7 protein-coding genes and 1 CRISPR repeat array (1 of these 8 cut by a window edge) are annotated in these 13859 nt (G+C 41.3%); of the genes, 2 read left to right on the top strand and 5 right to left on the bottom strand.

The window, feature by feature from the left end; all coding sequences use genetic code 11:
- Positions 1-10: 10 nt before the first annotated feature.
- Positions 11-1852, bottom strand: coding sequence for a response regulator (locus H6G69_RS19075; RefSeq protein ID WP_190690713.1), 1842 nt, complete (start codon positions 1850-1852; stop codon positions 11-13).
- A 314-nt stretch (positions 1853-2166) separates the two neighbouring features.
- On the opposite strand from H6G69_RS19075, the gene H6G69_RS19070 reads away from it, so the two are divergent.
- The gene (locus H6G69_RS19070) at positions 2167-2340 is read left to right on the top strand and encodes an NmrA family NAD(P)-binding protein (RefSeq protein ID WP_190690711.1); all 174 of its coding nucleotides are present in this window, start codon (positions 2167-2169) and stop codon (positions 2338-2340) included.
- A 310-nt stretch (positions 2341-2650) separates the two neighbouring features.
- Here the strand turns inward: H6G69_RS19070 and H6G69_RS19065 are convergent, their stop codons facing one another.
- From H6G69_RS19065 to H6G69_RS19050, 4 genes are all read right to left on the bottom strand, one after another.
- The gene (locus H6G69_RS19065) at positions 2651-5920 is read right to left on the bottom strand and encodes an efflux RND transporter permease subunit (RefSeq protein ID WP_190690709.1); all 3270 of its coding nucleotides are present in this window, start codon (positions 5918-5920) and stop codon (positions 2651-2653) included.
- A 47-nt stretch (positions 5921-5967) separates the two neighbouring features.
- On the bottom strand, positions 5968-7281 hold the full coding sequence (locus H6G69_RS19060; protein ID WP_242072112.1) for an efflux RND transporter periplasmic adaptor subunit: 1314 nt from the start codon (positions 7279-7281) through the stop codon (positions 5968-5970).
- A gap of 420 nt (positions 7282-7701) precedes the next feature.
- Positions 7702-10137 (bottom strand): S-layer family protein, encoded by a 2436-nt coding sequence (locus H6G69_RS19055; RefSeq protein ID WP_190690705.1) that lies wholly within the window; start codon positions 10135-10137, stop codon positions 7702-7704.
- Between the two features lie 73 nt (positions 10138-10210).
- Positions 10211-12640: an S-layer family protein gene (locus tag H6G69_RS19050; RefSeq protein WP_190690703.1), complete on the bottom strand. Its 2430-nt coding sequence runs from the start codon at positions 12638-12640 to the stop codon at positions 10211-10213.
- A gap of 524 nt (positions 12641-13164) precedes the next feature.
- Here H6G69_RS19050 and H6G69_RS19045 point away from each other — a divergent pair.
- Positions 13165-13701 carry a hypothetical protein gene (locus H6G69_RS19045; protein ID WP_190690701.1) on the top strand — a complete coding sequence of 179 codons (537 nt, stop codon included), beginning with the start codon at positions 13165-13167 and terminating at the stop codon, positions 13699-13701.
- A 132-nt stretch (positions 13702-13833) separates the two neighbouring features.
- A CRISPR array of direct repeats spans positions 13834-13859; the repeat unit is 37 nt (it continues 3205 nt past the right edge of the window).

Genomic DNA, 13859 nt, shown 5'->3' with positions numbered 1-13859 from the left:
TCCTCCAGTTTTAGGTTATCAGTGTTTGTTGTGCGCGCACGCGATCGAGGCGGCTAATTACACGCGTGATTAACTCCGTCCCCACTACAGGCTTACTAATAAAATCATCCGCTCCGGCCGCAAATACCTGCTGGATCGATTGAATATCTGTATGAGCGGTAACTACCAAAATCGGCAAATTTACCCAATGCGGATCTTGCCTGACTACTCTACATAAATCAATGCCGCTATAAGTTGGCATTTCTAAATCAATCATTAATAAGTCAGGGGTAGTAGAAATTAGCTCTTCCCAAAATTTTTGCGGGTTTTGCAAGGTTTTGACGGTCAATCCCCAAGGTTGCAGTAGATTGCTCAACATATCCAACATTACCGGATCGTCGTCTAAAATCATAACTTTGGCGGCACTTTTTGGGGATGGAGGTAAAAAGTGAGTAATTACCTGAAAGACTTCCATCGTGGTTGGCTGGGTCAAAAATCCTTGCACGCCCAAACGCGCGACAGCTACTCGCTGTGAGAAATTGTCTTGCTCGGCTACTACCACAATGGGCGTATGGGGAAACTGTTGTTTAATTTTTTTTAATAAATTTAAACTCTTTTGAATCGATTTCTGTTCTTTAAAATTGAATAAAATTGCTTGAGGCGGCTGAGAAAACTTTTCTAATTCGCTTTCCCAGTTAGTCGCTAATTCTATTTGCAAACTCCAACTAGCAGCTTCATTTTTGAGTTGATTAGTAAAAGATTCATTATTGATAGCTAAGACTAAAGGAAGCTGACTTGACTCAAATTTTTCAATACTTAAAGGCTGTGGCGATTGACTCAGTAATTGTTTGAGTTGTTTGACTAGCTGGGATAATTGCAAAGCATCTTTTGATGTTAAGGCTTCCTTTTTGATGAGTAAATGTTCAATTGCTTGCGCTAATTTTGATCCGGCTACGTAGCCAAATGATCCTAAAGTACCTGCTAGTTTATGTGCTTCTAACTCGGCTTTGCGCCTGAATTCTGACGATAATTGTTGTTGGTGTAGAGCTTGTGCAGTTTGCTCTAGGATAGTTAATCTGGGTGTAAAGGTATGCTGGTAGCGTTCTAGAGTTTTATGAATAGCTGCGATCGCTCTTTGGCGTTTGCTGGGCTGGAGTTGCTCTTGTTGGGGAAATTGTGGGACATTTTGAGCTTTTGAGGGTGTCTTGAGCCGATAGCCTAAACCATACACAGTTTCTAGCAACTCAGTAGACATTCCCACCGTCTTGAGCTTGTGCCGCAAGTCTTTAATTAAATTAGTAACTGCACCTTCACTAGGTGTAGCATCAATTGACCACAGGCGATCGATAATCTCACTCCGACTAAAAACACGCTGCGGATGGCGCAAAAACAAGCCTAACAAGCTATACTCTTTAGGACTTAAAGATACAACTTGTCCTTGATAGGTAACTTCTGCGGAGATAGTATCAACACAAAGATGTTCCCAACTCAATAAGCTAGGTGTTAATTTTGTTTGCCCTCGGCGTAGCAATGCACGTATCCGTGCCAATAACTCTGGAATATCGTAAGGTTTAGTTACATAGTCATCTGCACCTGCATCTAATCCTTTTACCACATCAGCACTTTGATGTTTGGCAGTCAGTAAGAGAATTGGTTTTTGAATTCCCTGAGCGCGCAGTTGCCGACAAAGTTCAATTCCATTTAGTTTGGGAATCAGCAAATCTAACAATATCAGGTCAAAACTAGATAAACTTGCCAATGCTAACCCATCTTGACCATCCCTTGCCAATTCAACTGTATAGTACTCCGCAGTAAGCACCTCACTCAGTACTGTTGCCGTTGGTAAATCGTCCTCTACCAGTAGAATTTTCACAACTTCTACAATTTACTAACCAATAGTCGAGATTCTTCAGTACACCATCTAATGCTTAAACTCCAAAGAGTAAAACATTAAGCTCAAAAGTGGTTTGTAGTTTTTTACTCTGACTTTTTTAGTTGACACATTTTAAAGTACAACTATTTGCTTGATCAAGCAAGACACAAATGATATTGGTTTAGACTCTTTCAAAACTCCAAAAATGCGTTAACACGGAAGAGTATATCAAAATATCACAATAAAATGCGTAAGTATCTAGCAAAGAGCAGTCTGTAATCTTAACCATAGCCATCCTTGCTGCATATTTGATCATGCTGAAAATTTTAGTTACAGGTGCAACGGGAAATGTCGGACAAGCAGTGATTCACCTGCTGCGGGAGCAAAATTGCCAAATCTATGCCGCCGTGAGAAACCCCCACAACGCTCAAAAAACACTCGCAAGGGATATTCAGCATAAAAGTAGGTTGGGTGGAGCGATAGCGTAACCCAACAAAGTTTTGAGGATGTTGGGTTTCGTTCCTCAAACGCCAGTTGCTTTATGTTGGGGAACCCGCCTAATACCATTTCACGAAAATTCTGATACAAATACATTGGTTTTTAATTCTTTCTCCCTGCCCCCTGCGACCCATTTGTATCAAACTTAAAGTGAAACGGTATTAGTCTTAACCCAACCGTATTGGGGTATAAATTACAGACGTAGCAATGCTACGTCTCTACAAAGGATGTATTTCGTATTTACAGGAAATTGGTATTACACCCATTTCTCAATCAACCAATGCTCTGATTTAGCAAACCTTACAAAACTTCTACCTTTTCTGGATTTTGTTCGGTCTTGTTCTGTGGCTTTCTCTTGTTGCGCTTCAGCCCCTGACGCAGCGATTCCATATAAGTGTAGAAAACAGGAGTAATATAAAGCGTGAGCAGTTGCGAAAATAATAATCCGCCTACAACAGCTAAACCTAAAGGACGGCGAGATTCTGCACCTGCACCTAACCCTAATGCTATTGGTAAAGTACCCATCAATGCCGCCATTGTCGTCATCATAATTGGGCGAAACCGCACGACACAAGCTTCATAAATGGCAGCAAACGGCGTTTTGCCATGATATTGTTGAGCTTCCATTGCAAAGTCAATCATCATAATGCCGTTTTTCTTAACGATCCCAACTAGCATAATAATGCCGACAAACGCATAGATATTTAAATCAACACCAAACAACATTAAGGTAAGCAAAGCCCCAAATCCTGCCGAAGGTAAACTAGAAAGAATGGTAATGGGGTGGATAAAATCTTCGTAGAGAATCCCTAATACAATGTAAATGACCAAAATTGCAACTATTAGCAAAATTCCCAAACTAGAAAGCGAAGATTGAAACACCTGTGCTGTACCTTGGAAACTGGTGCTAATGGTTGCAGGTAAAGTTTCACGAGCTAGTTTTTCAATATTGCCAGTCACGCTACCAAGAGATACTCCTGGTTTGAGGTTAAAAGAAATGGTGACAGCAGCAAGTTGTCCAGAATGGTTAACAGTTAATGGCCCAACGGCTTTGGTTAAAGTTGCAACTGCATTTAATGGGACTTCTTGACCACTATTAGAACGAACTGTTAACAAATCAAGGTCATTCGGGCTGAGTTGATATTGCGGATCTACTCCCATAATCACTTCATACTGACCATCAGACGCATATATTGTAGAAACTTGTCTAGTACCATAAGCATCATTTAAGGTGCTTTCAATTTGATTGGCACTTAATCCATAGGTTGCAGCTTGTTCGCGGTCAACTTGCACGTTGATTTGGGGATTTTTGATTTGCAAGTCGCTATTAACATCTTGCAATTCTGGCATTTGCCGCATTTTCGCTTCTAAGGCTGGCGCGTATTGATACAATTCTTGTAAGTTCGGGCTAGAAAGTCCAAATTGATACAATGCTTTTGTTTGTTGTCCGCCAAGCCGGATAGATGGCGGGTTCTGCACAAATGCGCGAATTCCCGGTATCCCAGTTAATTTAGGTCGTAATTCTTCGGCTACTTCATCTGCATTTTTGTGGCGTTGAGAATGGGGTTTTAATTTAACAAATATTCTGCCGGCGTTAGCTGTGGCATTGGCTCCCCCTGCACCGACACTAGAGTTAATTGATTCAACATTGGGGTTACGACGCACAATATTGGCTACTACTTGTTGATGTTTGACCATCTCATCAAAGGAAATATCTTGAGCGGCTTCTGTGCTGACGCTTAACTGTCCGGTGTCATCATTGGGAATGAAGCCTTTGGGAACAACAACAAATAAATATATAGTTGCAATTAAAATGACTCCCGAAAGAATCATCGTTGTGCGGTGATATTTCATTGATAGCTTGAGAGTTGCTTCGTAACCCCGCAGCATGGTATCAAATACCCATTCTGACGCGTTGTAAAGGCGACGTTGCCAATTTTTAGCTTTCTGTTTTTTGGGTTGATTTATTTGATGTCCATTACCATCATTGGTTATTTCATGACCATTATCTGGATGAAAATGTCCATTGTTAGATATGGCATAACCATTGCCTTCATGAAAATGTCCATTGTGGGAATGCTGATGCTCTCCTTCATGCTGGAGAAAACGACTACAAAGCATCGGCGTTAATGTCAGAGAAATAAACCCAGATACTAAAATTGCCACACTAATAGTGACAGCAAACTCGCTAAATAGCCTGCCCAAAATCCCACCCATAAAAATAATGGGAATGAATACAGCTACCAAGGAAATTGTCATTGATAAAATGGTGAAGCCAATTTCTTTGGAACCGTTGAGGGCAGCCTGCATCCGATTTTCGCCCATTTCCATGTGACGCACAATGTTTTCTAACATCACTACTGCGTCGTCTACCACAAAGCCAACGGCTAGGGTAAGTGCCATTAATGAAAGGTTATCTAGAGAATAACCCAGTAATAGCATTACGCCAAAGGTTGCTACTAAAGATAGAGGTACTGCCAAGCTGGGAATGATAGTAGCTGAAAGGTTCCGTAAAAATAGAAAAATTACTAAAATCACCAAGCAAATGGTGAGGAATAAGGTAAATTTGACATCATTAACTGACTCGCGGATAGATTGGGATCTGTCATAGAGAATTTCCATATCTACCGCCGCAGGAATTTGCTCTTTAAAGCTAGGCAATATTTTCTTAATAGCATCTACAACTGCTACAGTATTGCTTCCCGGTTGGCGTTGAATTGCTAAAACAATGGCTCGTTTACCATTAAACCAACTTGCTACTTTGTCGTTTTCTACGCTGTCAAATACTTTACCCAATTCTCTTAATTGAATTGGCGCACCATTACGATAAGCAACTACTAAAGAACTGTAAGCATCGGCATTATTTAATTGCCCATTTGATTCAATAGTATAGTTTTGGTTTTGTCCGTAAAGGTTGCCAGTTGGTAAATTAGAATTGCCTTGCGAAATTGCATTTGCGACTTCATCGATGCCTAAACCTTTAGCACTCAAAGATTGCGGGTCTAGATATATACGTACAGCGTACTTTTGCGAACCGTATACTTGTACCTGCGCCACACCATCAACCATTGATAAACGCTGGGCTAAGATTGTTTCACCATACTTATCAACTTCTGACAATGGGAGTGCTGTAGAGTTTAAAGCAATGTATAAAATTGGTGAATCGGCGGGGTTAACTTTGCGGTATGATGGTGGATTGGGCATACTGCTCGGTAACTGCCGTTGTGCTTTGGCGATCGCAGATTGCACATCTTGAGCCGCACTATCTATATCTCGACTCAAATTAAATTGCAGTGTAATCTGTGCCGAACCCAAAGAACTTGTAGAATTCATGGAATCCAAACCAGCAATGCTCGAAAATTGCTGTTCTAATGGCGTAGCTACCGATGATGCTACTGTTTCTGGGCTGGCTCCTGGTAAACTTGCCGACACTTGAATTGTCGGGAAATCTACGGTCGGTAAGTCGCTTACTGGTAATAATTGATAGCTCATCAAACCAAACAACATGATGGCAAGCATCACGAGTGTGGTCATGATTGGTCGGCAGATGAATAATGCAGAGATATTCATAGTTTGAGAGAGGCAGGGGGCAGAGGTACAAAGACGAATGACAAATGCTACTGTGAGGGGTTTTGATTTTCTTGGTTAACGCCTCCTGATCTATGCCTACTACCTACTGGCTGTTTAATTTGCACTTTGGCTTTTGGTCTGAGGTTAAATTGTCCGTCAGTGACGACTTGTTCGCCTTCTTTGAGTCCTTGCTGAATGACTGATTCATTGCCAACTGCGTTACCTACGACAACTGGACGCATATCTACAGTTTGGTCGCTGGGATTTACTACATAGACAAATTGCCCTTTTTGTCCTGTTTGAATGGCTGTGGTGGGTACAACTATGGCGTTGGGTTCTTGGGTTAGCCGAACAACTACATTGACAAATTGACCTGGAGAAAGTCGTCCATCGGCATTGGCAAAGGTGCTTTTCAGTTGAATAGTTCCTGTGGTGGGATCTACGCCACTATCTACGAAAAAAAGTTCGCCATGTTCGGGACGCTGTTCATCTCTGGGAATATAGGCATCTACTTCTATTTTGCCCTGCGCGTGATATTTGTTAAGTTCTGGCAGTAGGCGTTGAGGTAAGGAAGTTGTCACGTAAATGGGGCTGATTTGGCTAATGGTAACTAGGGGATTGGTATCATTATCTTTAACCAAGTTGCCCTGATTTACCTTTAAGCTGCCTGTACGCCCGTTAATTGGGGAAAAAATGGAATTATAAGATAGAGCAATGTTCGCACTGTCAACTGCGGCTTGTGCGGCACTAACTTCGGCTTTGGCATTATTTAAGTCTGCTTTGGCAGCATCAACGGCGGCAATAGTGTTAGCTATACTTTGGTTATCTGCTAAAACTGTGGCTTTTTGGGCTTCAGATGCGGTACTGTACTGCTCTGCTTGCTCTTTGCTAATCGCTCCTTGAGTGAAAAGCGTACCATATCGCTGTGCTTGGGCTTGGGCGTTTTTCGCTTGGGTTTGGTCTTTGAGGAGATTAGCTTTGGCTTGATTGACTTGGGCTAGAGTTTGAGCTAGGTTAGCTTGTGCTTGTTTTACTTGCGCTTGTGCTTTTTGTTGGTTTGCTTGCGCTTGCATCAAAGCGGCTTGCTGCGGTCTAGAGTCTATTTTAAAGAGTAGTTGACCTTTTTTAACATTCTGCCCTTCTTGGAAATAAACTCCTGTCAGTGGCCCGGCAACTTGGGATTTTACCCCTACAGTTGAATACGCCACTACGGTTCCTGTCTGACGTAACTCAATTGGTATGGTTTTACGCGTGGCTGTCGCTACTACAACAGGTACAGCACGTTGCTGATTTTTGCCTTTTCGGTTATTGGATTGGGCTTCTGTAGCCGTACAGCCACACAAAGCAATCAAACTAAGCAAAATAATGCCTCTGCTCAACTTTGTGGGCATAACAGGCAAAAGAGCATTTAAAGGTCTAGTCTGAAGATTAAGACATAAATATCTCATACTGACTAGCGACAGCATTGATCTGAGCCTCTGAAGTTAAGGTTTAACAGATGTTTGAAAAACATACACTCAATATTAACTAAAATTAGTTAGATATGCTAACAGTTAGTTAAACATCTATCGTCGGAGATGAATTTAATTTATGTGATCTGAGGAAGGATGTAAGAGAGTATATATCTAAAACCGAATGTCACGAAGAAAACTTGAAACCTGGTCTGGGCTGTGGGGTGTAGGGTGTAGTGTTTAAGACAATTAAACTTTAGTTGCCCAAGGAATTCCACATCTTCTTGATTCCCCATACCCCCCGCCCCAACGAGGCTTGGTCATATCTGCTTAACTTTGAGGCAAACCATTACAGGTGAATGATGTTGTTCCTAAAGTTGGAGATGCAACTAATTCGATTTTGCCTTGGGCGTTACGATGCCAGGAAGTTGCTTGCACAAGAGTTTCTGGGTCTTTTAGTATTTGCGCTTGTACTGGTTGTTTTTTCGGGAATGCAGATATGTTTCGCACATCAGACCAAGGTCGATCACTTCTGACTTCCTGAGTGGGATTTTCTGGTACACCACCGCGTCCTGTGGCGACAAAACTACTACCATTAGTGTCTGCACAACCTTTAGCAATTTGTTGAGATGGATCAGTCACATTTGCTGGTAATGCGACTAAGCCAGAATTTGGGTCAACACCAACAGTATTGACTTGCACTGTACCATTCACCCCAAACTCTGAACTAGCTGTGATGTCGTTTTCTGGGGTCAGTTGTGGACGATATTCTAAACCGATAATTCCCTGAGTGGTGATTTGGATATTGCCACCTCTACCCCGAACAGCATTAGCTGTGATATCGCTGTTTTCTAAGCCGAAAATTATGGGTGCATTGATGTTAATGTTACCACCATTACCTTGACTGCCTGCGGTGGTTGTAATTTTACTGCGATCGCGCATCAACAACAAATCTCCCACTTGCAAGCTGATATCACCACCATTCCCTGATTCTGTTTGTGCTTGAATTAAAGCTTGATTTTTCAATTGAATTTGCTCGGCAATAATTTGCAGATTGCCAGCGTTACCAGTACCTTGATTAGTAACTGTGACTGTTCCACCATCTATGAGTGTGAGTTTTGGTGTAGTAATGCTTACATTGCCAGAATTTGCCGTCAGTATATCTGGCAAACCAAAGAATTGACGTAATTGCGGACTTAAACGCACAGTAGAAGAATTTATATTACTGTTATTGTTACTACTGCTACCACTAATAGCGATCGCCTCACTAGCATTGATTTGGACATTGCCGCCATTACCAACAAAGAATGCAGATGAACCTATGCTTCCAGCATTTAATATCTGCAATTTCCCAGTATCTAATCTCAAATCTTTGGCATTTCCATCGGCAAATTTAGTAATACTAATGTTGCTATACAGCCCAGCAGGATTTTCGCCCATAACCGTTGTATTTTGATTGCGGACTATTACCTGACCACTGGAGCCTTTGCTAAATGTCACCGATGATAATGAAGCTCCCCCAGAGACTAGTAAATTTTTCCCATCAATCAAGATATCACCAGCTGCACCTTGTCCATTGGTGCTAGTGGTAATAGCTGTGACTCCAGTGGAATTCAGGGGTGAAAAACCTGATAACTCTATATCTTCCGCTTTAATCTGAAGATTGCCACTGTTAGCAGTTCCATAGGTTAAAGTATTAATTCCTGAACCTTCTTTGAGTGTCAAACGAGGAGTAATAATGCTGATGTTGGCACTGGCTCCAGTTCCCAAAGCTTCCGAACGAACCCAACTGCGAATTTTAGCATCGGGTGTCGTACCAGTAAGTGCGATCGCGGCTGATGCTTGTAAATTAATATCTCCGGCGGGAGAATTGCCATAATTCTGCGATAAAATCAACGAACCATCAGTAAAATCTATATTTCTTCCTTGGAGTTCAACTCCACCAGCATTAAACCCACTCACATCTAATAATGATTTTTGTACCAATTGAATATCAGCAAAACTTTGTTCCGGCGCATACTCCAATTTATAACCTTGAGTAGTCGGCACTAAATTAACTAATCCGGCACTCCCCAGGCTGCCTAGTTCTATTTGACCCGTTTCGGCACTCAGAGTAGCGCCATTTAAAGTGATATTTCCACCCACTAATGCCAGGGTTTTTCCCGACTGTATTTGTAATTTTGTGGGGCTAGGATGGCGAATAAAAGGAGAAAAAGTGTTCAACCGCTCTAAGGTATGTCCTGTACCTTGGACTTGTATTGGTGCAGGATGATTACCCATTTGCAAGCCAACAGGGACGCTCACAGTTAATAATGTGTTTGTTGACAGATTAACTGCACTAAATTCAGTTCCATCAGCAAACTTGATACTATTTGCAGTTGTCGCTACAAAGGAACCATTAATATTTAAACTGGCATTTTTGCCAAAAATAATTCCTGCTGGGTTGAGTAAAAATAGATTGGCATTAGCATTGATAGCACCATCAATGTCAGAAACACTATTACCAGTGACGCGACTAAAAATGTTTTGGATATTGCCACTATAGTTGAAAGTGGCAGAGCCGTTGCTGGGAATAGAAAATTGGCTGAAGCTATGAAATAAATTCTTGTCAACAACAGTGCCTCCTGTGATGGTGTAACTGTTTGTGCCAGTCACAATGGTATGGAGAGTACCATCAGGTATGACTTGCGCTTGAACACTACTGTTGCAAATCATAGATAGAAAAATTGCACCAATTAAGCCCAAGCTAGCAAAACTTACTTTCATCAACTCATCTCGAATTTTCTACAGGTAATTTAGTGTTCCCAGAAGTACGTTTTAATGCTGTTAACGGCTAAATTTAATTTTTGGGAATTGCCGCACAGGTTAATGCTGGCTGTACTTGAGTAGAAGATTTATCGCTAATTAATTCAATTTTGCCTTGGGCGTTACGTCGCCAAGAAGTAGCTTGGACAAGAGTTGCTGGAGATTTTGGTATTTGTGCTTGTACTTGTAGGGTTTTCTGGAATGCAGAGATATCGCGGATATCTGACCAAATGCGATCGATCCTCAATTCTTGTGTCGGATTTTCTGGTACACCACCTCTTCCTGTAGCGATAAAACTACTACCATTGGTATGAGAACAACCACTGGCTATTTGCTGTGATTTGTCAGTGAAATTTCCAGGTAATTCAACTAAACCAGAATTGGGATCAACACCAATAGTATTCACGTTGACTACACCATTAACCCCAAATTGCGAACTAGCAGCAATATCATTTTTGGGTGTTAGTTGCGAACCATATTCTAATCCTAAAATACCCTGAGTATTAATGTTAATATTGCCACCCTTGCCTTGAAAGGCATTAGCAATGATATCACTGTTTTCCCAGCCGAAAATAATCGGTGAATTGATAGTAATATTGCCTCCGTTGCCATTACCGCCTGCAGTAGCAGTAATTTGGCTCTTATCGCGTAACAGCAACAATTTACCCACCTGTAAATCAATGTTGCCACCATTACCAGATACTGTCCTGGCTTCAATGAAACCTTGATTTTGTGATTGGATACTATGGGCATGAATTTTGAGACTGCCAGCAACACCAGTCCCTTGATTAGTCACAGTCACAGTTCCTTGATTCCTCAAAATCAGGTTTGCTGTCGTCAGGTCGATAGTGCCAGCATCAGCCGTCAGTTTATATTCTGATAGCCCAAATAACTTTTGCAAAACTGGGTTGAGCATCAGCGCAGAGGAGTTAATAGCACTCGGTGTTAAGGGATTGTAACCGTTAACTTCTACAAATTCTGTCGCCTTGATCCTCACATCTCCAGCATGACCGATAAAATATGAACTTGTGCCGATTGAAGCACCATCTATGACTTTTAACCTGGCAGTATCTATAGTTAAGGTTTTAGCATTGCCAACATTGAAGGTGACTGAGGCAATTCTAGTGCCGAAGGGAGAGCTATTACTACTTTGCACGGTGGTATCTTGGTTGCGAACCACAATTTCACCACTAAAACCCACACCCCGCGAGACGGAAGACACTCCACCACCATAGGATACAAGTAAACTATCACCCTGGACAAAAATATTACCTGCATTCCCAGAACCAAAGGTACTAGTATTAATAAAACTGCCAGTGGCATTTAGGGGCGATAAACCAGATATCTCTGTGTTTTTGGCATTAACCTGGATATTTCCACTGTGAGAAACTCCATAAGTGTTACTACTTAATATTCCTCCTGCATAGAGATTGAGTTTGGGGGTAATAACACTGATATTGCTACCAGTTCCTTGCTTCCAGGTTTCACTCCGTACCCCGCTCACTGCACCAATGAGATTGATACTTTCGCTTGCTTGAACATGCAAGTTACCACCAGGGAGATTACCATTATTTTGCGCCAGTAACAGTGAACCATCGGTAAATTGAATCTGCTTACCTTGTATCTGTACGGAGCCTGCATTCGCTCCACTCACATCTATGAGGGATTTTTGGGCAACTTGAATATCGCCAAAGCTGTCTACTTTTCCGTATCCCAGTGTATACCCTTGAGTGGTTGATATCAGGTCAACAAGTTCTGAGCTACCCACACTACCCAACTCAATGTGACCAGTTTCAGATGTGAGGGTTGCTCCATTTAAATTGAGATTACCACCCACCAATGCCAGAGTTTTTCCTGGTTGTACTTTCAGTTGTGTCAGACTAGGAGTGAGAACAATCGGAGAAAGTATATTCACAATATTTAAACTATATCCTGTACCTTGAACTGCGATCGCTCCGGGATTTTGTCCCATCTGCAAGCCAATTGGCACATTCATCGTTAATAATGGCAAGGTATCAAGTCTAGTTGCACTAAATTCAGCCCCATCAGCAAATTTGATACTATTTGCAGTTGTGGCAACAAATGAACCACCGATATTTAAGCTGGTACTTTTCCCAAAGATCATCCCCGCAGGGTTGAGTAAGAATAAATTAGCACTACCATTAGTACTTATAGAACCATCAATCTGGGAAACATAACCACCAGTCACCCGACTAAAAATATTTTGAATATCCGTAGCATTGTCAAATGAGGCAGAAGCGTTACTAGGCAATGAGAATTGGCTGAAGCTATGAAATAGATTATTGCCAACGCGAGTGCCATCAGTAATGATGTAATGATTATTACCGCTAATAGTAGTGTTGAGAGTACCATCAGAAGTGACTTGAGCTTGAACACCACTACAATCAATCACAGATGTAAAAACAATGCTAATTAATAACGCGCCAGCCAAAGTTAATTTCATTAAACTGATTAAAAACTTTATATTACGTAATTATTTTTCCCTCTTTAGTTCTATTGGATACATTGATTTACAAAACTCAACTTTTGATCAAAATAGGCATCACTAGGGCTGATACCGTTTCACTTTAAGTTTGATACAAATGAGGGGCAGGGAGCAGGATTTTCGTGAAATGCGATGAGGATTCTACTGGCGTGTCTAGACTAAAATGTGGCAAAAAAATTGTAGGTTGGGTGAAGCAGAGCGTAACCCAACCTACCTTTAATGCACTAAGGCTGAGGATTCTACTATGTTCTTTATCTAGAGTTCAAGAAAAATTAGGTTTTTCATTTAAGATTTTATAGTATGTCAGTAAGTAAGCTGATAAATTAAATAAATCTGATACTAATTCTCTATGAATACTCATAGAAAAAACCCCACCGCCTGCTGCTCCTCACCGATGCGTTGGGGAGGTTAGCGGTGTGAAAATAATGTGCAGCTTCACGGAGAATTGGTCTAATTTATCTATTTTTTACTAAAAAGTAAAAATGAAGAACTCTAAGAATTTAGCAGTATTATTACTCGCTGTTGGTTTTGCTGGTGTGACAAGTTTGAAAGTCTCGGCATTCTCTGGAATTAATGAATTTCTCTTTGGTGTTCCTATTAACAAATTAACGATTCCATTTGATCATGAACCAACTCTCAAACGTCAACCCACACCGATTAAGGTAGTTGAGGAACACATTAAGGCCTTAAATAGCTGTCAATTAGAACGATTGATGGCGCAGTATCCCAACAAAGCTGAGATTCATTTACCTGATGGTGTTGTTGTTAAAGGACGAACGCAAATCAGAAACCTATTTACCGATTTTGTCAAACCTTATGAGCAAGGCGGTTTATGCGGTCTTACCTTTACTGCTGAGTATGTCAGTCAAATAGATCAAACAATTAACGTTCAGTGGCGCGCCGAAGCTCCTTTCCTTAAAGAACCCTATCGTGGTTCTGATGCTTATGAAACCAGTCAGGGGTTGATGTATGCACAGGTAACAACCTTTAAAGGTTCTGAACTCAAGTTTAAGCCTTAGTTAAGTTTTTGACTTTTCACTTTAGATGGAAGTGCGATTCGTAATGGCGTGAAAAGTCTGCATAGCTTTTCGTCTATTATAGTTTGTCGAAACTGCTAAGACTGCGATCGCCAGCGACATTTCAACAGTCGAATTTCAGCCCCCTTGCGGGGAAATTG

Origin of the sequence: Nostoc sp. FACHB-110, from assembly GCF_014697425.1 — a bacterium.
Taxonomy (GTDB): Bacteria; Cyanobacteriota; Cyanobacteriia; order Cyanobacteriales; family Nostocaceae; genus Nostoc_B.
The sequence above is the reverse complement of the archived record's forward strand: the minus strand, read 5'-3'. Positions and strand labels throughout refer to the sequence as shown.